The 20,633-nt window shown below is 42.8% G+C and carries 14 protein-coding genes and 1 pseudogene; 1 reads left to right on the forward strand and 14 read right to left on the reverse strand.

The features are described 5' to 3' along the window. Positions 1-51 precede the first annotated feature (51 nt). From meaB to V3595_RS14470, 9 genes are all read right to left on the reverse strand, one after another. On the reverse strand, positions 52-1,179 hold the full coding sequence (gene meaB, locus V3595_RS14430) for a methylmalonyl Co-A mutase-associated GTPase MeaB (RefSeq protein ID WP_485907891.1): 1,128 nt from the start codon (positions 1,177-1,179) through the stop codon (positions 52-54). Further along, positions 1,179-3,371: a methylmalonyl-CoA mutase gene (gene scpA, locus V3595_RS14435; RefSeq protein ID WP_485907892.1), complete on the reverse strand. Its 2,193-nt coding sequence runs from the start codon at positions 3,369-3,371 to the stop codon at positions 1,179-1,181. Before scpA ends, meaB begins: the two co-directional genes overlap by 1 nt. A gap of 1 nt (position 3,372) precedes the next feature. Continuing rightward, positions 3,373-5,250, reverse strand: a complete 1,878-nt coding sequence (locus V3595_RS14440) for a methylmalonyl-CoA mutase family protein (protein ID WP_485907893.1) — start codon at positions 5,248-5,250, stop codon at positions 3,373-3,375. A gap of 343 nt (positions 5,251-5,593) precedes the next feature. Continuing rightward, complete coding sequence (locus tag V3595_RS14445; protein WP_485907895.1) at positions 5,594-6,877, reverse strand: dihydrolipoamide acetyltransferase family protein; 1,284 nt, start codon at positions 6,875-6,877, stop codon at positions 5,594-5,596. Positions 6,878-6,902: 25 nt separating this feature from the next. After that, entirely contained in the window at positions 6,903-7,886 is a 984-nt protein-coding gene (locus tag V3595_RS14450; RefSeq protein WP_048679296.1) for an alpha-ketoacid dehydrogenase subunit beta, read from the reverse strand. A 12-nt stretch (positions 7,887-7,898) separates the two neighbouring features. Beyond that, positions 7,899-8,894 carry a thiamine pyrophosphate-dependent dehydrogenase E1 component subunit alpha gene (locus V3595_RS14455; RefSeq protein WP_048679300.1) on the reverse strand — a complete coding sequence of 332 codons (996 nt, stop codon included), beginning with the start codon at positions 8,892-8,894 and terminating at the stop codon, positions 7,899-7,901. A 24-nt stretch (positions 8,895-8,918) separates the two neighbouring features. After that, complete coding sequence (gene lpdA / locus V3595_RS14460) at positions 8,919-10,340, reverse strand: dihydrolipoyl dehydrogenase (protein WP_421162640.1); 1,422 nt, start codon at positions 10,338-10,340, stop codon at positions 8,919-8,921. 131 nt (positions 10,341-10,471) lie between these two features. Next, entirely contained in the window at positions 10,472-11,569 is a 1,098-nt protein-coding gene (bcd, locus tag V3595_RS14465; RefSeq protein ID WP_485907898.1) for a branched-chain amino acid dehydrogenase, read from the reverse strand. Between the two features lie 368 nt (positions 11,570-11,937). Next, a complete protein-coding gene (locus tag V3595_RS14470) occupies positions 11,938-13,995 on the reverse strand; it encodes a sigma-54 interaction domain-containing protein (protein ID WP_485907900.1) in 2,058 nt (685 codons plus the stop codon). 205 nt (positions 13,996-14,200) lie between these two features. Here V3595_RS14470 and V3595_RS14475 point away from each other — a divergent pair, with 205 nt between their 5' ends. Next, a complete protein-coding gene (locus tag V3595_RS14475) occupies positions 14,201-14,437 on the forward strand; it encodes a DUF2627 domain-containing protein (RefSeq protein WP_101222519.1) in 237 nt (78 codons plus the stop codon). Between the two features lie 45 nt (positions 14,438-14,482). Here V3595_RS14475 and V3595_RS14480 read toward each other — a convergent pair. The 5 genes and pseudogenes from V3595_RS14480 to ahrC all read right to left on the reverse strand — a co-directional run bounded on the left by V3595_RS14480 (position 14,483) and on the right by ahrC (position 20,522). Then, positions 14,483-15,227: pseudogene (locus tag V3595_RS14480) on the reverse strand (glycerophosphodiester phosphodiesterase). A gap of 533 nt (positions 15,228-15,760) precedes the next feature. Beyond that, complete coding sequence (spo0A, locus tag V3595_RS14485; RefSeq protein ID WP_137016177.1) at positions 15,761-16,552, reverse strand: sporulation transcription factor Spo0A; 792 nt, start codon at positions 16,550-16,552, stop codon at positions 15,761-15,763. Between the two features lie 328 nt (positions 16,553-16,880). Next, complete coding sequence (gene spoIVB / locus V3595_RS14490; protein ID WP_485907903.1) at positions 16,881-18,173, reverse strand: SpoIVB peptidase; 1,293 nt, start codon at positions 18,171-18,173, stop codon at positions 16,881-16,883. 161 nt (positions 18,174-18,334) lie between these two features. Next, positions 18,335-20,050 carry a DNA repair protein RecN gene (gene recN / locus V3595_RS14495; protein WP_148358711.1) on the reverse strand — a complete coding sequence of 572 codons (1,716 nt, stop codon included), beginning with the start codon at positions 20,048-20,050 and terminating at the stop codon, positions 18,335-18,337. Positions 20,051-20,072: 22 nt separating this feature from the next. Further along, entirely contained in the window at positions 20,073-20,522 is a 450-nt protein-coding gene (gene ahrC, locus V3595_RS14500) for a transcriptional regulator AhrC/ArgR (protein WP_034308279.1), read from the reverse strand. Between the last annotated feature and the right edge of the window lie 111 nt (positions 20,523-20,633).

Consider the following 20,633-nt stretch of genomic DNA (forward strand, 5'->3'; position numbering starts at 1 on the left):
GGATGGGGCAGGCGTGGGAGACAATCCACGCCTGCCCCATCCCATTTCTTTTTAATTTGACTTAAATGTATCGGTAAAAGATTGAAAGGCCTGCTTAACAGCAGCAGTGACCGTTTTATTCCCTGACATCACTTGATTCTCGAGAATTGGGAGAAGACTCTTGACGGTTTCATTTTTATAAAACATCGTTTTAAGCTGGTGATCCATCAATGAATAAAGCCATTCCTTAGATTGCATTCTTCTCCGTTCTTGAAAAACACCCGATTCCTTGGTCAAATCGGAAAATTCATTCATTACATCCCAAAGCTCAGGAATTCCTTTACCGGTTATGGCTGAACAAGTATATGCCTTTCCTGCCCATCCTTTTGTTGCTGGCTGAAGGAAGTGCAAGATTCTGCTATATTCGGACTTCGTCCTAATCGCCAGCGGAATGTTCTCTCCGTCGGCTTTATTGACCACAATTCCGTCCACAAGTTCCAGAATCCCTTTTTTCATCCCTTGTAATTCATCTCCGGCACCTGTAAGGACAAGGAGCATGAAGAAGTCGACCATACTTCGAACTATAGCTTCACTCTGACCGACACCCACAGTTTCAATCAGTATCACATCAAATCCTGCCGCTTCACAAAGCAACATCGTTTCCCTCGTTTTGCGGTGCACTCCTCCTAGAGTGCCTTCGGATGGAGAGGGTCTTATGAAGGCATGGGGGTTTCTTGCCAGCTCCTCCATCCTTGTCTTATCGCCTAGTATACTTCCGCCATTGATCGAAGAGCTTGGATCGACGGCTAGAACGGCAACCTTATGGCCCCTGTCACACAAGTAGGTTCCGAACGTCTCGATGAAGGTGCTTTTTCCGGCACCGGGCACTCCGGAAATCCCGATGCGAATCGAATTTCCTGTTTGAGGAAGGATGCTATGCAATAATTCCTGTGCATGATCCAAGTGGTGGGATGCATTGCTTTCAACCAATGTAATCCCTTTAGCTAGCTTGGCCCTGTCCCCTTTTATGATTCCCTCTTTAAGTTCCATGATCGGTATGTTTATATTATGTTTTTTGACGAATTTGCTTTTAGAAGGTTTGTTATGGCTTGCTGCTAATTCCACACCTGGCTTTAATGAAGAAGCAAAACCTTCCTGATTGTTAAGATCGACCCATTCCGGCTTCTTGTCTTCACTCATTATTGGGCCACTTCCTCATATCCGAGGCGATTGTATATTTCCTGAAGCACTTTCTTTGCTGCCTGCGGAATGACCGTCCCAGGTCCAAAAATGGCTGTGGCGCCATTTTCCATAAGATAATCATAATCCTGTGCAGGGATGACGCCGCCTACGATCACTATGATGTCCTCTCGTCCCAAGTTCTTCAGTTCCGTCATAAGCTGCGGCAACAATGTTTTATGGCCGGCAGCAAGCGAACTCATCCCGACTACATGCACATCATTTTCCACGGCCTGGATGGCGGTTTCTTTCGGTGTTTGGAATAATGGACCGATATCGACATCATAGCCTAAATCCGCAAACCCCGTTCCGACTACTTTAGCTCCGCGATCATGACCGTCCTGGCCCATTTTAGCCATTAACAAACGCGGTCTTCTTCCTTCATTTTCAAGGAATTCTTCCGTCATGCGGACGACTTCCTCAATTTCCGCTTCTTTTGAGTATGCCGAGCTGTATACGCCGCTGATAGAACGGATCGTTGCTTTGTGACGTCCAGCCACCTCTTCGATCGCATCGGATATTTCACCTAATGAAGCCCGTACTCTTGCTGCTTGCACAGCCAGTTCAAGAAGGTTACCCTCTCCAGTTCTGGCAGCCATTGAAAGCGCTTGAAGAGCTTCATCCACCTTTGCCTGATCACGTTTCGCTTTTAATTCGCTCAAACGCTTAAGCTGACTTTCCCGAACTGCTGTATTGTCAATCTCCAGTATTTCAATCGGATCTTCTTTTTTCAACCGATACTTATTGACGCCTACGATCGTTTCATCTTGAGAATCGATTTTAGCCTGACGCTTTGCAGCGGCTTCCTCGATCCTCATTTTTGGAAGGCCGGTTTCAATTGCCTTCGCCATTCCTCCCAGACCTTCGATTTCTTCTATGTGCGCCCAAGCCCGTTCGATCAATTCATTAGTGAGCGATTCTACATAGTAAGAACCCGCCCATGGATCGATTACTTTTGTGATCCCGGTTTCCTCCTGCAGATAGAGCTGTGTATTACGTGCAATACGTGCCGAGAAATCCGTTGGCAGGGCAATGGCCTCATCCAATGCATTAGTATGGAGCGACTGTGTATGTCCAAGTGCAGCAGCATGCGCTTCAATAAGGGTCCTTGCGACATTGTTAAACGGATCCTGCTCGGAAAGGCTCCAGCCGGAGGTTTGGGAATGAGTCCTCAATGCCATCGCTTTATTATTTTTCGGTTCGAATTGTTTCATCAGTTTTGACCAAATGAAACGAGCCGCCCGCATTTTCGCAACTTCCATGAAATAGTTCATTCCTACAGCCCAGAAGAATGACAGACGTGGTGCAAATTTATCGATATCAATGCCTGCTTTCATTCCGGTACGTGCATACTCAAGCCCATCCGCCAACGTATAGGCAAGTTCGATATCAGCCGGCGCCCCCGCTTCTTGCAGATGATAACCGGAGATGGAAATGGAATTGAACTTGGGCATATATTTGGAAGTATACTCAAAGATATCAGCTATGATTTTCATGGACATTTCAGGCGGGTAGATATACGTATTCCGAACCATGTATTCCTTTAAGATGTCATTTTGAATCGTGCCTGAAAGCTTATCCTGTGTTACGCCTTGTTCTTCAGCTGTCACGATATAAAACGCAAGGATCGGTAATACTGCGCCGTTCATTGTCATTGACACGGACATCTGATCAAGCGGAATGCCGTTGAACAGGATCTTCATGTCAAGAATGGAATCAATGGCAACTCCCGCCTTCCCCACATCACCGACAACGCGTGGATGATCGGAGTCATAACCACGGTGTGTAGCTAAATCAAAAGCAACTGAGAGCCCTTTTTGCCCCATCGCCAGATTACGTCTGTAAAACGCATTGGATTCCTCAGCAGTTGAAAAACCTGCATACTGCCGTACTGTCCAAGGACGATTGACATACATCGAAGGATAGGGCCCCCTTGTAAAAGGAGCGATGCCTGGCACACTTTCCATATGTTCCAGGCCGCGAATATCTTCCTCAACATAAAGGGGTTTGATTTTTATTTGTTCATTGGTTTCAAACAGAAGATCCTCAATGTTTTTCCCAACGGCTTTTTCGACTTCCTTTTTCCATGCTTCCACTGTACCTTTCATCTCGGACTTAGCAGGATTTATAGCAGAAAAATTCGGTTTTTTCATTTCAGTTCACCCCTAGCTTCTGCAATAATTCAAGTAAAATGGATATTGCATTCGTTTTAACATGGATAAAATCTTTGACCCCGGCTTCTCTTAGTGTAATCTCCAATTCTTCTTGCTGCTTGCCGGCACTATAAATAGTGATTTCAGGGAATTGCTTTTTAATTTCTTTAATGATGACTGGCGCTAATTCCGAATAGTCACCATCACTTCCGCAAAGACAATAGATTGGGAGCTTGGTCGCAGCTACATAATCGATTGCTTCCTCAACGGTTTGACATCCCTTACTGCCGATTGTTTCGATACCACCTGCTGCCGCAAGACTTTGAACGAAATCTGCACGAGGTTTATAGGATTTGAGATTTTTCAAATTAATTAAACCGATAGTTGGAGCCGTTCCGCTTATTCCTTTAAACTTTTCACTGCGTAGTCTTATCTGTTCGAACTGACTGGATACCCGCTCCAATTCAAGTGGGGTAATGCCAATCGGCTTCGCAACTTTCATATATGACACATGTTTATCCTTTGTCGTGGTTTTAATCTTATCAGCGGGATTCGGATATACATTCGTTCCGATGATACTTTCTTTTCTGAAAGCCGCATTTTGAACTCTTCCTTGGAAAACTTCAGCTATTTCTTTCTGAAGGGTACTTTGTTTAATTAGCTCCAGAATCCCTCCAGCTGCATCGATTTCAAGGAATTTTGCCCAAACCTTTTCAGCCAATTCATCCGTTAGTTGCTCAACATACCATGAACCGCCAGCAGGATCGACGACTGTTGTAATATTTGTTTCTTCTTTTAAAATCAAGTGAGTATTACGGGCAATTCTTTCTGAAAACTCATCGGTTTCACCTGTTGCGTGTGTAAATGGATGGATTTGAAGATATTGAATGCCTCCGATAGCTGCTGCAAAAGCTTGGTTCGTGGTCCGAAGAATATTGACGTGCTGATCATATAGCGTTTCTGTCAACTCGGAAGTTACGGCATGTATCGTCATTTTAAAATGGTCCGATGCTGTATCGAAAGCTTCTGCAAGACCTGCCCAAAGCCTTCTGGCAGCCCTCAGTTTAGCGATGGACATGAAGTAATTTGAATCCACTGCAAACGAGAATACTATTTTTTCAGAAACCGCAGCAATAGAAAGCCCTTGCTTTTGCCCTTCCAATAGATATTGGACGGCTGCCGATAATCCGTAAGCTATTTCTTGTACGGCATTGGCTCCTCCATTATGGTAGACTGCCGTATTAATCAAAACTGTTTTTAAGTCACTGCCTACCTTCTGATAATCCTGGATCGTCTTCAGCCATTCTGCAAAATAGTTATCCGTATCTTCTGGCAGCTGACCGCAAATGAGCCATTCTGCAATTGGATCTTCAGCAATGACGCCTGTCAATTGGGTATTTTGTGCTTCGGCAACCGCTTTGAATTGAGGGAATAATTCTTTTTGTTTCCCCTTAAGGTCAATGAAAACCGGCATTTCTTTTAATGGTATTTCCTTAAACAATGTTTCAGCCCTTGCTCCCTCGGAAAGCAATCTTGCAGGGTATGTCACGACATTTTGACCGCGCTTGAATGCAGCCCTCATCTTTTCATTTGCTTCTTCAGCCGTGATACCGCTTACAGGTTGAACGACAAGCCAAGGTTTGTCATGATATCCCGTTGGGGACGTTCCTCGGGTGAAAGGGAAAAATCCTGGCAATTCAGCTACTTTTTCCGTTGATTCCGCCTTTTCTGTATAGAGTGGACATAAAGCGATGCCCTCATATGTATTCGTTTTAAGCTTTTCTACACTTTTCCCTTTTAAACTTGCTTCCGCAGCTTCTTTCCACTCTTCATAAGAAGGCTTAGGAAAGGTTATGTTTTTTACATCTTTCAGTTCCATCTGTAATCGCTTTCTTATCCTCATACGCCCTTTTCCTTCATTGGGAGAACGAACGCTCAGTCAGTTTTGGATAAGAAAACCACCCTCCCGTCAATTTGATCTGGATTATACTAACATTCTACCATAATTTTCTTGAAATTTAAGACAATAGAAATTAGCAAACCTGTTATTAGGGAAACCACTAGCCTATTTTGCCTCTTCAAATCAAGTACAGCCCCTGACCTGTATTAGAACAGCTCTTAATAAAATAATAGCAAAAATAAAATTTTTGTCGATGTTTTTCTACGGAAAAGCGAAGTGCAAAAAAAAAAGGAAGGACCTTCCGGCCTTCCTTTTCTTCATTTTAGTATATCGGAGTGTTGTCTTTGGAAATCTTTTCGATGATTTCTTTAACCCTCGCGAGGAATCGTCCGCATACCAGTCCGTCCAAAACACGATGATCAAGTGATAAACAGAGATTCACCATATCTCGTACTGCAATCATGTCATTAATGACCACTGGACGTTTTACAATCGTTTCAACCTGTAAAATGGCTGCCTGTGGATAATTGATGATTCCCATGGACTGGACAGAACCGAATGAGCCAGTGTTATTAACAGTGAACGTACCACCTTGCATATCCTCTGCTTTTAACTTACCTGACTTCACTTTGGATGCAAGTTCCTGGATTTCCCTTGCTATACCTTTGATTGATTTTTCATCTGCATTTTTAATGACCGGAACAAATAAGGCATCTTCAGTTGCAACGGCTATTGATATATTGATTTCTTTCTTTTGTACGATTTTTTCGCCGGCCCACATCGAATTCAGTTCTGGAAATTCCGTAAGGGCTTGAGCAACCGCTTTTACGAAAAAGGCAAAGTACGTTAAATTATAGCCTTCTTTTTGTTTAAAATCGGATTTTAGATTATCACGCAACTTCACCATATTACTGGCGTCAACTTCCACCATCGTCCAAGCATGCGGAATTTCGTGCTTACTTTTCAACATATTGGACGCAATTGCCTTACGGATGCCGGTTACCGGTATTTCCTTGTCACCAAACGCAGTCGGCACGTTTGTTACTGGACTTGTTTGACGATTGACTTGAGGGGCGATCTCTTCAGGAGCCGCATCGGAAATTGCGGAAGGCTCATCCGCCTTAGGAAGATTCCCTGATTCAACAAGTTTCAGTAAATCTTTACGGGTGATCCGTCCCTCATTCCCCGTTCCTTTAACTTTTGATAGATCGATTCCATGCTCCTGGGAAAGTTTTAACACAGCTGGCGAATAGCGAGCTTTCCTTGTTGGTTCTGCCGCTTGCTGCACATCTCTTGTAACAGGTGCATCAACTTTTTCCTCACTATGAGAAACTTGCCCGGCATTTTCGTTATCCGTCTTTGCCGTTTCAACTTCAATCGAGCAGATGACTTCCCCGACTGCCAATGTTTGATTCTCATCCGCTTTCAATTCCTTGATGATGCCGGTGAAGGAAGAAGGAACCTCAGCATTTACTTTATCCGTCATCACTTCAGCTAGCGGGTCGTATTTCGTGACATGATCCCCAGGCTTCACAAGCCATTTACTGATGGTTCCCTCCGTGACACTTTCGCCTAGTTGGGGCATCTTCATTAATTCCATAGCCATAATTCATCCTCCTTCTTAACAGTCATTAATACTCGGCCAATTCCCTCATTGCTTTTTCCACTTTATCGGGATTCACCATGAATTGTTTTTCCATCGTAGGCGCATAAGGCATGGCAGGTACATCCGGGCCGGCCAATCGTTTTACAGGGGCATCCAAATCAAAAAGGCAATGCTCGGCAATGATGGCTGCGACCTCACTCATGATGCTTCCTTCTTTATTATCTTCCGTAACAAGTAATACTTTCCCTGTTTTAGAAGCCGCTTCTATGATAGCATCCTTATCCAAAGGATAGACGGTACGCAAGTCAAGAACATGTGCAGAAATTCCATCTGCAGCTAATTTTTCGGCTGCCTGAAGGGCAAAATGCACACAAAGGCCATAGGAGATGACAGTAATGTCTTCCCCTTCCCTTTTCACATCCGCCTTACCGATGGGAAGTACATAATCTTCAGTAGGCACCTCACCCTTGATCAAGCGGTACGCGCGTTTATGTTCAAAGAAAAGCACTGGGTCTTCGTCGCGAATGGCAGCTTTAAGCAAACCCTTTACATCATAAGGAGTGGAAGGCATCACAATTTTCAAGCCCGGCTGATTGGCAAAGATCGCTTCAACCGATTGCGAATGATAAAGAGCTCCATGAATCCCCCCTCCATATGGAGCACGGATTACCATTGGACAGCTCCAGTCATTATTGGAACGGTATCTGATTTTGGCTGCCTCTGAAACGATTTGGTTAATGGCAGGCATGATGAAATCAGCGAATTGCATCTCAGCTATCGGCCGAAGCCCATACATGGCGGCTCCAATCCCAACTCCTGCGATTGCAGATTCAGCGAGCGGGGTATCGATGACCCTCTCTTCACCGAATTGGTCGTATAAACCATTAGTGGCTTTAAAGACCCCGCCTTTTTTTCCTACATCCTCACCCAATACGAATACACGGGAATCACGTTCCATCTCTTCCCTCATTGCCATTGTCACGGCATCTATATATGAAATCACTGGCATTCTATTACCCCCTTACTTTTGTGCATACACATGATTCATAGCACTTTCAGCCTTCGGATATGGAGCATTTTCAGCATAATCGGTTGCTTCGTTGACTATCTTCATGACTTCATCATTCATTTGTTTCTCAAGATCATCATCCATGATTCCCACTTCTTTTAAATAGGCTCCAAATGTCATTATGGAATCCTTCGTTTTGGCTTCGGCCACTTCGTCCGCCGTCCGGTAGCTTCGGTCATCATCATCACTTGAATGTGGTGTGAGCCTGTATGAGACGGTTTCTACCAGTGTAGGGCCTTCTCCCCTTCGTGCACGGTCAGCCGCTTCTTTCACCGCAGCATACACTTCCAATGGGTCATTGCCATCCACCGTTATTCCAGGCATCCCATATCCAATCGCCCTGTCGGAAACATTTTCACACGATAGCTGTTTCTCAATAGGAACGGAAATCGCATATTTATTATTTTCACACATGAAAATGACCGGTAGCTTATGCACACCTGCAAAGTTGGCCCCTTCATGAAAATCGCCCTGATTGGATGAACCTTCCCCAAACGTTACGAATGTTACCAAATCCTTACCTTCCATCTTCCCTGCAAGGGCAATTCCGACAGCATGCGGGACCTGTGTCGTTACAGGCGATGAACCAGTGACGATCCTATTTTTCTTTTGACCAAAATGACCAGGCATTTGGCGCCCGCCGGAATTGGGATCTTCCTCTTTCGCGAAGCCTGAAAGCATCAAGTCTTTTGCGGTCATTCCGAAGGTAAGCACAACACCTACATCCCGATAATAAGGCAGTACATAATCCTTTTGCCGATCAAGCGCAAACGCAGCCCCAACCTGAGCAGCTTCTTGCCCCTGGCAGGAAATCACGAAGGGAATTTTCCCGGATCGGTTTAAAAGCCACATGCGCTCATCAATTCTGCGGGACAAAAGCATTGTCCGGTACATATCTAAAACCGTTTCCTCATTTAAGCCTAATTGTTCATGACGTTTTTCTACCATCATAAAACCTCCTGACCTTATTCTTTATGAATGAATGGCACGTCCATCGACAGCAAGGGCCGCCTCTCCGATTGCTTCGGAAAGACTTGGGTGCGGATGAATTGTCTTGCCTATTTCCCAAGGTGTCGCATCAAGCACTTTTGCAAGTCCAGCTTCTGAAATCATATCCGTAACATGTGGCCCGATCATATGAACGCCCAGTATATCATCCGTTTTCTTATCGGCGATGATTTTGACAAAACCATCCGCTTCCCCGAAAACAAGGGCCTTACCAACTGCACGGAATGGGAATTTCCCTATTTTAAGGTCATAGCCTTCCTTATTTGCCTGATCTTCCGTCAAACCGACACTTGCAGCCTCAGGGCTTGAATATACACATTTTGAAATGAGCGAATAATCCAGCGGTTCCGGTTTTTTGCCTGCAATATGTTCAACGGCCGTAATACCTTCATGGGAGGCAACGTGTGCCAATTGCAGACCGCCGATACAGTCACCGATCGCATAGATATGTGATTCCTTCGTTTGGAAAAAGTCATTGGTTTCAATAAAACCTTTTTCTTTCACAATCTCCGTATTTTCAAGGCCGATCCCTTCAACATTTGCCGATCTGCCTACGGAAACCAGCATTTTTTCAGCTGTGAATTCCTCTACCGAACCTTTGACTTCAGCAGAAATGGATACTGAATCATCCGTTTTCAGGGTTTCAGGCAATACCTTGGCACCTGTAACGAATTTGACGCCTTTTTTCGTCAGGAGACGAAGCATTTCACTGGAAATATCATGGTCTTCTGTCGGGATGATTCTATCTGCATATTCTAGTACTGTCACTTCCACACCAAAATCATTAAGCATCGAAGCCCATTCAATGCCGATAACTCCACCGCCTACAATAATCATCGATTTTGGCAGGCTCTCAAGCTTTAGAGCTTCATCCGATGTAAGCACCAATTCCCCATCAATCGCTAAACCAGGCAGTGTCTTCGGACGCGATCCGGTGGCAATGATGACATTCTGGGGGATGAGCATTTCATTTTCAGTGCCATCATTCATTTCCACGGAAATAGTCCCAGGCATCGGTGAAAATATAGAAGGACCAAGTATACGCCCTAACCCTTCATAAACCGTTATCTTTCCCTGTTTCATCAAGTGCTGAACTCCTTTATAGAGTTGATCGACCACTTTATTCTTTCTTTCCTGCACCTTAAGGAAATCTACCTTTACATCCCCGGTAACAATACCGAATTCCTCACTTTTCACTGCAGTCTGATAAACTTCCGCACTCCTTAAAAGTGCTTTCGAAGGGATACAGCCATTATGTAGACACGTTCCGCCGAGCTTGCCTTTCTCCACGACAGCCGTTTTCAATCCTAATTGAGCAGCCCTTATTGCCGCCACATACCCGCCTGTTCCTCCTCCGAGGATAACGAGGTCAAATTCTTCAGCCAAAACCACTCCTCCTCACAAATACATACATTTTGTCACCATTTTTACTTGCCCTATGTTTATTACGTTATCCATGTTGAAAATTCCTGTGTTTATTTAAAAAAACACAGGAATCTAATCTTGTAAAATTACATTCATTTTCTTCCATTCAGGATATGTTTTTCATTTTGCAGGAATTGGCTCCTTGAATTCCTCATGCGAGCAATTCGCTCCTCTGCCATCCTATCCGCCGCTTTATAAGTTGGGATTTGATCACGTTTTGCAATCTCGATGACTCTTTCAATTGTATCATAAACCGTTTCCACTTTCTTAAGGGCTCTTTCCCGATTATACCCTAAAAGCTCATCGGCCACGTTTATGACTCCACCTGCATTAATTACATAATCAGGAGCATATATAATACCTTTTTCATGAATTTGATCGCCATGAACAGGTTCCTTTAATTGATTATTGGCCGCACCTGCAATGACCTTCGCCTTGATTTGATTGATTGTATGATCATTTATGACAGCCCCTAATGCACAAGGTGCATAGATATCACAGTCGACTCCATAAATTTCATCAGGATTCACTGCAGTCGCCCCAAAGGATTCAACCGCACGGGCCACGCTTTCTTTATTGATATCCGTAACGATCAGCTTGGCGCCCTCCTCATGAAGGTGACGGCATAAGTTATAAGAAACATTCCCGACGCCTTGGACCGCAACCACCTTGCCTTCTAAAGAATCAGTTCCGAATGCCTCTTTTGCAGCAGCTTTCATACCTCGGTATACCCCATATGCAGTTACAGGGGAAGGATTACCCGAAGAACCGAATGCAGGGGAAATCCCAGTGACAAAATCAGTCTCCTCATGAATGAGATCCATATCCTCAACCGTTGTACCTACATCTTCAGCTGTTATATAACGCCCATTCAGCCCTTGGATATACCTTCCGAATGCACGGAACATCTCTTCATTTTTATCCTTACGCGGATCGCCGATGATGACGGTCTTCCCCCCGCCTAAATTCAAGCCGGCAGCGGCGTTCTTATATGTCATTCCTCGCGAAAGCCTTAAGGCATCTTCAATGGCATCTTCTTCAGATGCATACGTCCACATCCGTGTGCCTCCAAGCGCAGGCCCTAATGTTGTATCATGAATGGCAATAATCGCTTTCAAACCCGATTGTTTGTCCTGACAGAATAGCAGTTGCTCGTAATCATACTTCTCAAGATATTTAAAAATTTCCATAAAGGAATCCTCCCTAGATGTTTTAATACATGTCAGATATGAGGACACTGAATTTCTCCTCATTCTTACTTGTTCCTACGTTCATTTTAAATAAAATCCGCTACTCACATGATATTTTCCCTATGGGGAATGGTTCCCTTGAAAAATCCATACACCTCTAAATATGCAAATAACATGCCAATAAAATACATAATGAGAGCGTTTTTATCCAAAAAAAGGAGATGCTGGTTAATATGTTGGGCAACTATAGCCTATAACAAATTGAAAAAAATTTCATGTTAGAAGTGGAGTCTCGCTTAAATTAAAATAAATCAGAAAATTCCGTGCAGTTTTTTTCATAGTGCGCAATTACTTGCGTGCAAAAATTTTCACAGTTTTAGTTTTTCCATTTTGTAATATAGATTTCTGACAGAAATCCCAAGATCTTTTGCCGTAAGTGTTTTATTTCCCTTGTGGGTATGGAACGCTTGCTGAATGATTTCGGCTTCATACTGGTCTATTATCTCCGAGAGCGGTTTGCCCGATACGTAGCCAGAAGGCTTCATTAATAATTTCTCTTGTTTTAATGGAATCTCTTCGATAAAATCCGGAATATGCTGTATATCAATGATCGTCTCGTTCAATTTCATGAAAATGATGGCCCGTCCTAAGATGTTTTCCAGTTCCCTAACATTACCTGGCCAGTTATAGATTTGCATCTTATGTATAGCTGCTGCTGTAATTCCCTCTATGCTTCGTCCATACTCCTGATTGATTTTATTAATCAAATGCTCCGCCAATTCTCTCAAATCCTCTTTTCTCTTTCTTAATGGAGCAATGAAAATAGGCATGCGATTCAGCCTGAAATATAAGTCTTCCCTGAATGATCCATTTGCGATGGCCTCTTCGAGATTGATATTCGTAGCGGCTATGACCCGGACATTGATGGGAATCGGCTTCGTCCCCCCCACTCTGACGATTTCCTTTTCTTGTAAAACCCGAAGTAATTTAGCTTGGATGTTGGCTGGTAATTCACCAATTTCATCCAAAAAGATACTCCCTTGATTTGCCTCTTCAAAAAAACCGACCTTTCCGCCCCTATTTGCCCCTGTAAAGGCTCCTTCATCATAACCGAACAGTTCACTTTCAAGTAATGATTCCGAAATGGCCGCACAATTTACACGAACGAATTTATTGAATTTCCTATCGCTCGCATTATGGATGGCATGTGCAAATAACTCTTTGCCAGTCCCTGATTCCCCTCTTAATAAGACAGTAGCAGGTGTTCTTGCCGATAATTTCGCCTGTTCAATGGGAAGCTTCATCTCTTCGGAAGCGCCAATTATATCATCAAAGGAATATTTAGCCTGCAATGTCCGGATAATCTGTCTTGCCCGATTGAGTTCGTGGGTCAGGGCTTGAATTTCCGATACATCATGAATGACGCCAACGCTCCCTTTCAGGCACCCGTCCACAATGATTGGAGCAACATTCACGATCACTTCCTTATGTTTTGGGCCGACACGCATATTGACACCCCGAACAGGCTTTTTTGTCTGAAGCACTTTCATATGCATACTTTCACCTTCGTAAATATCGATGGAAGCCGGCTTACCGATCACTTGGGTCTTTGTTAAACCGGTAATTCTTGTATATGCCGGATTGATCAAAAGCCCCCTGCCTTGATCATCCACAACAGATATGGCTTCATCACTGGATTGAATGATCGCCTGGAGCATCGTCTGTATCTCTTTTAAATCGGTGATCTGCTCCGCCAATTGTACAGCTTCGGTTTTATTCCTAAACACGGAAAAAGCCCCTATGATTTCCTTATCGGCATTCACAAGAGGTATCCTTGTCGTTATGAGTTCCATTCCATTGCTAAGGGTGATTTCCTGATTCACTTCTTTTTGGTTCGTTTGCATCACTCGCAGCAATCCAGTTGAAGGGATGAAATCTTTGATATGTCTGCCTATCACATCCTCGCGCTTTGTGTCAGTTGCACGTTCGGCACTATCATTGAACATGATGATGAATCCTTCATGATCAATCACCACCATCCCTTCACTGGTCGTATTAAGGATCAAGTCCATTTTTGCCGAGGTATTCTCCAATTTACTTATTAAACGATTTTTCTCTTCAAACAACTTAGTCATAATGAGGGCGACACTTCCAGGAATGAGAATCGTTTGTTCGCCCATGTCCCTTTTTATCTTTTTATAGACAGACGGGTCTCCGGTCGTATCAAAAATGATGTCCAAATCCCGCTCCAATCCCAGGCTCCAATTAGTCACTGTAGGAATCCCTCGTTCCTTTGCAGCAAGCATCCCTTCAGCGGATTCATTCGTATCAGCCATACAAACAATGGAGAATACTTCACTTTCCGATAGGAGTTTCAACACGGTTGTCCCTCCCACTCCTGCCCCTACTATCATGACCTTTTGCATGAGCCATCCCCCTTAAGATATAATTACCCCTTTTATTAGATCAATCTATGCAATTTTTTTCATACTCCACACCATTTTACCATATCGGCTCCCTTTAAAAACAGCCACCAACTCCCAGTCATTATCTAGATTCCCGAAACTTGACAAATAATTTATATCCTTTATCATTTTTTAAAGACGGAATTTTCGGAAGGGATTTGACCGCATGAAACGTTTAATCGCTTTTTTGATTCTTTTTATACCCGGTGCCTTTGCTGCCTATGGCATAAAAATAATGAGGGACATGGTGTTCGGTATTCTGCAGCCCCCCTATCCAGTCCTTTGGCTGCAATTTTTAATAGGACTGCTCATTACGATTGGCGGAATAGCCTTCATCGCCGGCTTCGTCCTTCATCGAGATCGAAAACAAAATAAGGTCCAAAGCAGGTTCAATAAATTTTAACGCAAAAAAAGGTGCCATGTATCATATGGCACCTTCTTTCTTTCTTTATCTTGATTCCAATCCTTCCCTGACCCGTACGGCTGCCTCGGGAAAATCGGTTATGATGCCGCTGCACCCCAATTTGAATAGCCTCTTCATCTCGGCTTCTTTATTAATGGTATATGGCCGTACAGGAACACCCATACTCACAGATGCTTGAATTAGTGCATCAGGGGCAGCCCGGATATTTGGGTGGATTGCACTTCCGCCTATTGCCTTGGCATATATCCAAGGCATGTATAGACCATCCCTATAAAGCGGTGCGGTTTCCAATTCAGGTGCCAATTGATGGCAATTGACCAAGCTGTAATGGTTGAAAGAAGAAAGGATAATCCCTTCCTCCATTTCGTAAGTACGGATGAGCCGGATGACTTTCTCTTCTAAGCCTGGATACAGAAAAAGCGTATTTTTTAACTCAATGTTGCAGAAAAGCTGATTATCGTCAAGCCAAATAAATAGTTCTTCAAGTGTAGGAATCTTTTCTTTACCCAAACCCAATTTACCCTTATAGTTTGAAGACGCATTAAGGGTTTTCAACTCCTTCAAGGTCCTATCTTTTACATATCCCGAGGCATTCGTGGTCCGATCGAGCTTTTCATCGTGAATGATGACCACTTCTCCATCTTTCGAGAGCTGGACATCCGTTTCAATTCCTTCCGTCCGCCCCGACACGGGCAGCTTCTTTGAACGCCGACATCGTATTTTCCGGATGTGTTCCTGCTGAGCCTCGATGTGCAAAGATTAAGGTCATGAAGAAACGCCGCCTCTCTCAATAATGGTTATATCCCAATGTTATGAACAGAAACAGCAATTATTTTCATCTAGCTCAATACTCTAATAAAATGCAGTTGATTATTTTCTGCATAGAAGGTTCCTTTCGTCAAATCTGTTATCCGCTTCCAATACAAAATGCTCATTTTTCACACAAATCATTTACTCCCCTCCTTTTCTTATGATTAAATATACCTATAATCATAATCTGAAAACTAAAAAAAGGAGCTATATAGCCCGAACATCGTCTAAAATAATTCGTGCCGCTTTTCAACCAAACAAAAACGCCTTTTATTTATGGGATTTCCTGAAAAATCCAATAAATAAAAGGCGTTTAATTTTTTTAACCGGCAGCGTAAAAAATTTAAAGTTGCCGATTAGAAAAAATCACGAAGCAACTTCTTCCTGTCCTACAGCCAGACGGAGAGTTCTTATTTATATTTAGCGGCTCTAGCCTTTATATGGTCAATTGTTACCCCTGGCTCTTAACAACAGGTGTTCCCCCTACCCTTGTCAAGAAGCTTTATGTTCGAGGCGCAGCTTATCGGCAACCATGGCAATGAATTCGGAATTTGTAGGTTTTGCCTTAGTCATACTTACGGTATATCCGAAAAGTGATGAAATGGATTCTATATTGCCACGGCTCCAGGCCACTTCAATCGCATGCCTGATGGCACGTTCAACACGGCTCGCCGTAGTATTGTATTTTTTTGCGATATCCGGATATAAAACTTTGGTGATGGAACCCAATAGTTCAATATCATTATATACCATGGATATGGCTTCCCTTAAATACAAATAGCCCTTTATATGTGCAGGGACTCCAATCTCGTGAATGATGCTTGTGATGCTGGCATCGAGGTTCTTCGGCTTGGATTCATTTTGGGGACGATAGCTAAACTGACTATGATTTTTTAAAACTGCCTGCCCTTTACTGCTTACCTGACGTATGTGATTGGCCAGATTTTCCATATCAAATGGCTTCAGGATAAAGTAAGAGGCACCCAAATCAACAGCTTTTTTCGTTACATCTTCTTGACCAAAGGCAGTAAGCATAATCACATTAGGCATGGCACCCCGTTTTACTTCACGAAGTTTTTCAAGCACACCTAATCCATCTAAATGAGGCATGATAATATCGAGGATCAATATATCCGGGTCAACGCTTTCAAGCATACCCAGGCAATCTTGACCGTTATGTGCCACCCCAATTACTTCCATGTCATCCTGTGCAGAAATGTATTCTTCCAGAAGGCCAACAAGTTCTCTATTATCATCTACAACGCACACCTTAATTTTTTTCACGCTTGATTTCCTCCTCAACTACAATTGGTCTTTTTTTCTATATGACTAAATTCTATTGTAATTGAACTTTTCGACAATGGAAACTAAATTCCTTTTATTTTTGAAAAAATATAAGGAATTCAATATTATTCTCCGGATATCTCTTGTTTTCGACTTCGTTTGCTATTCGAATAAAGCGATTGTCGAAAAATCTTCATATCGTTATCATTTTATCACATCGTTTCAAAAAAACCTCTACTTTTTGAAGAAATCAATTTATTCCTACCCAAAATCTTTGCTAATCATAACTTTCCATTAAAAAGGGGCATCCAAAAGGATACCCGGATTCTTAGCTTGCCTTTTCATAATTATCTTTGTCGTATATATTTATACCGGCTTCGTTTAACATCCATTCGATATGGACTCCATACCCACTTGTAGGATCATTAACGAATACATGGGTGACTGCACCGATTAATTTCCCATTTTGTATGATAGGACTGCCGCTCATACCTTGAACAATCCCACCCGTTTTTTGAAGCAATTCCTTATCCGTCACTTTTAAGACCATTCCCTTAATTGCGGGGAACTTCTGTGGTATGGAACTGACGATTTCAACATCGAATTCCTCCACTTCAGAACCATCCACCACTGTAAGGATTTTTGCTGGTCCTTCCTTTACCTCATGGGAAAGGGTGATGGGGAGTGGCTTATCTTTAATTCCATTTTTAAAATCTTGATTTAATTTCCCAAAAATTCCAAAGGGACTATTGCGATTGATATTTCCTATTTTTTCTTTATTGGAAGAAAAGCGTGCCAGTTTTTCTCCCGGATCACCATTGCTTCCCTTTTCGATGGATGTGACCGTCGATTGAACAATCTGTCCGTCCTTGACAACAATCGGCTTTTTTGTATCCATATCGGATATGACATGTCCCAACGCCCCGTATTTTTTCGAATCCGGGTGATAAAACGTCATCGTTCCGATGCCAGCTGCCGAATCACGGATATACAAACCCAATTTGTAAGTTCCTTCATTTTTATCTTTTAGAGGTAATAGGGTACTATGAAGCACTTCATTATCACGGTTAATGACAAGATTCAACGCCTCACCCTTTTCACCTGCCTGCTGAACAAAAGGGGTTACATCCCCCATCTTCTTTATCGTCTGACCATTGATTTCTGTAATAATATCACCGATTTCAATTTTTGCTTTTTCTCCCGGTGATTTTTTCCCCTGCGCAGTATCAATAAGATGATGACCTACTACGAGAACCCCAAGAGTATTAAGCTTTACTCCAATGGATTGGCCTCCAGGCATGACTTTAAAGTCTTTTAACACCCTGATGTCGACCTTTTTGGCAGGTAAGCCTGCTACATCGAGTAACACTTCATTCGTACCTGGTTTTTCAGCACCAAGCGTAATCGAGGCTTGTTCATCATGAAGCGAAATTCCATCACTGGATCCCGAAGTTTTTGCAGAAACAGGCAATGATTTGGAAATGCTATATTGACTTCCTTCAAATAGTACAAGATGATTTGGAATTAAAAAATATTCACGAGATGGCTGGTATAACCCTAATGTTAATAGCGAAACAAGGAGAATTCCACCGATGATCCTGTTTATCCATATAAATTTCAATCCATTCACTCTCCTCGCTCTCTGAAACTTTATGGCTACACCTTTAATTTAGCCCTCATGACAGTCATTTATAACAGGTGCAAAAAATAAAAGCTATCCGTTTTTGGATAGCTTTACAATGAATGCTTATGATAAGTTTAAATAATCTTCTTACCGGCCCTTCATGATGTAATCTTCAGCCTTTTGGCCAGCTGGATTAATTCATTGGCATGCTGCTTCGTCAAATCCGTTATCTCGACTCCTGAAATCATCCTGCCGATTTCTTTTACTTTTTCCGTTTCAATTAGCGGCTTGACCGAGGTATTCGTGCGTCCGGCCCTTACATTTTTTGCTATGAAAAGGTGGGTATCCGCCATAGCGGCCACCTGTGGCAAATGGGATATGCACAATACTTGTGATCCGGTTGCCACTTTATAGATCTTTTCGGCAATGGATTGTGCAACCCTTCCGCTCACACCTGTGTCCACTTCATCAAATATAATGGATGTTATGCCTTGATGTTTGGAGAAAATGCTTTTCAAAGCCAGCATGATCCTCGACAGTTCTCCGCCAGATGCGATTTTGGAAAGAGGTTTTAACGGTTCACCTGGATTGGTGGAAATATAAAATTCCATCGAATCCAGGCCTGACTGATTAATGCCCCTATCTGACAATTCATCGAAAGTATAAGCAGTTTGAAGGAAATGTGGTTCGAAAATTGTCTTTTCCATGTATAAATCTTTTAATTCCTGATGGATCTTTTTGGTTAACTGCTGAGCGAATTTCTGGCGAAGTTCAGAAAGATTCTTTGCTTCGACAATTAAATCTGCCTTGATGGATTTCATTTCCTTTTCGAGCTTCGCTATATGGGTTTCCCTATTTTGCAGTTTTTCGACTTCTTCTTCTATAGCGGCTCCATATTCCAGGATTTCCTCGATGGTCCGCCCGTATTTCCGCTTTAATTGATTTATTTCATTAAGGCGGCTTTCAATGAATTCCACACGTTCTGTATCATAATCCAAAGAGTCTAATTGGTCTCGGATGTTTGACACGGCCTCTTCAAGCAGGAAGTAGCTATTTGAAACGGTTTCAGAGCTATTCTTTAAACCCTCATCAAGCCCTGCCGCTTCCTCCAAATTATTCATGGCTACGGAAAGCCAATCAATTGCATGCTGCTCACCATTTAAAGCATTATAACTGGTTTGCAGCGCTTCATGAATTTTTTCGAAATTATTAATTTTCTTCCGCTCTTCCATCAATTCTTCATCTTCGCGTAACTTCAAATCAGCTTTTTGGATTTCATCGAATTGAAATTGGATCAAATCAAGGCGGTGGACCATTTGCTGTTCATTTTGGCTCAAGCCATTCAATTGCTTAGAAGCGGTTTCATAACGTTTATATAGCTTTTGGTATTCAGTGAGTGCAGATGCGATTTTTTCACCGCCGAATTGATCGAGCAGTGGAAGATGGAGTCGTTCATCCATTAATTCCTGATGTTCATGCTGACCATGGATATCTATCAATGTCCGGCCTATCTCGCGTAAAGTGGAAATCGTTACAAGCTTTCCATTTACCCTGCAAACGCTTTTGCCGCTTTGTGAGATGTCCCTTCGAAGTATCGCCATCCCATCATTCATATCCAGGCCAAACTCTTCCGCTTTGGCAAAGACCGGGTGTTTTTCATCTTCAATTTGGAATAATCCTTCTATTTCGGCCTTAGACTCACCATGCCGAATGAACTCTGCAGAACCACGTCCCCCAACCAAAAGATGAACGGCATCTATTATGATTGACTTCCCTGCCCCTGTTTCTCCTGTCAAGACCGTCAAGCCTTTCTCAAATGAAACGGACAGGCTGTCTATGATCGCAAAATTCCTAATCGATAGTTCTGTTAACAAACTAGGTCACCTCACAACATTATTAGAGCATGTCCAAGAATTTGCCGGAAATGATCTTTGCATCTTCCTCAGAACGGCAGATAATCAAACAAGTATCGTCGCCGCCGATCGTCCCGAGTATTTCTTGCCAATTTAAATTATCAATCAATGCGCAGATTGCCTGGGCATTACCTGGGAGCATTTTCATAACCAGTAAATTGTTGGCTGAGTCAATGCGTACAAATGCATCGACAAGGATTCTCTTTAATTTTTGAAGTGGATTGAAGCGCTGGTCGGCCGGCAGACTGTATTTATACCTTCCATCCGTCAAAGGAACCTTTACAAGGTGAAGCTCTTTAATATCCCTTGAAACAGTGGCTTGAGTTACATTGTATCCAGCTAATTTCAATTCTTCAACTAACTCATCCTGGGTTTCGATATCATTATTCGTTATGATGTCCCTTATTTTTATATGTCGTTGTCCTTTATTCATAAGTAGAAGCACCTCTTCTCAACTGCTGTTGCTCATTTAATGGTAATGGTATCACTTTCATTTCTTACTTAAGCAAGCTGCCCCAATATGGGATTGCTTCGTTATCTTCAG

The sequence above is a fragment of the Bacillus sp. CFBP9009 genome, assembly GCF_036541465.1.
In the GTDB taxonomy this organism is placed as follows: domain Bacteria; phylum Bacillota; class Bacilli; order Bacillales; family DSM-1321; genus Peribacillus.

What these genes read in the sequence shown, in the direction of transcription:
- V3595_RS14445 (WP_485907895.1), bottom strand. Translation starts at nt 6,877, where the DNA reads ATGGCTATGGAATTAATGAAGATGCCCCAACTAGGCGAAAGTGTCACG.
- V3595_RS14475 (WP_101222519.1), top strand. Translation starts at nt 14,201, where the DNA reads ATGAAACGTTTAATCGCTTTTTTGATTCTTTTTATACCCGGTGCCTTT.
- ahrC (WP_034308279.1), bottom strand. Translation starts at nt 20,522, where the DNA reads ATGAATAAAGGACAACGACATATAAAAATAAGGGACATCATAACGAAT.
- scpA (WP_485907892.1), bottom strand. Translation starts at nt 3,371, where the DNA reads ATGAAAAAACCGAATTTTTCTGCTATAAATCCTGCTAAGTCCGAGATG.
- meaB (WP_485907891.1), bottom strand. Translation starts at nt 1,179, where the DNA reads ATGAGTGAAGACAAGAAGCCGGAATGGGTCGATCTTAACAATCAGGAA.
- V3595_RS14455 (WP_048679300.1), bottom strand. Translation starts at nt 8,894, where the DNA reads ATGGTAGAAAAACGTCATGAACAATTAGGCTTAAATGAGGAAACGGTT.
- bcd (WP_485907898.1), bottom strand. Translation starts at nt 11,569, where the DNA reads ATGGAAATTTTTAAATATCTTGAGAAGTATGATTACGAGCAACTGCTA.
- V3595_RS14450 (WP_048679296.1), bottom strand. Translation starts at nt 7,886, where the DNA reads ATGCCAGTGATTTCATATATAGATGCCGTGACAATGGCAATGAGGGAA.
- V3595_RS14440 (WP_485907893.1), bottom strand. Translation starts at nt 5,250, where the DNA reads ATGGAACTGAAAGATGTAAAAAACATAACCTTTCCTAAGCCTTCTTAT.
- V3595_RS14470 (WP_485907900.1), bottom strand. Translation starts at nt 13,995, where the DNA reads ATGCAAAAGGTCATGATAGTAGGGGCAGGAGTGGGAGGGACAACCGTG.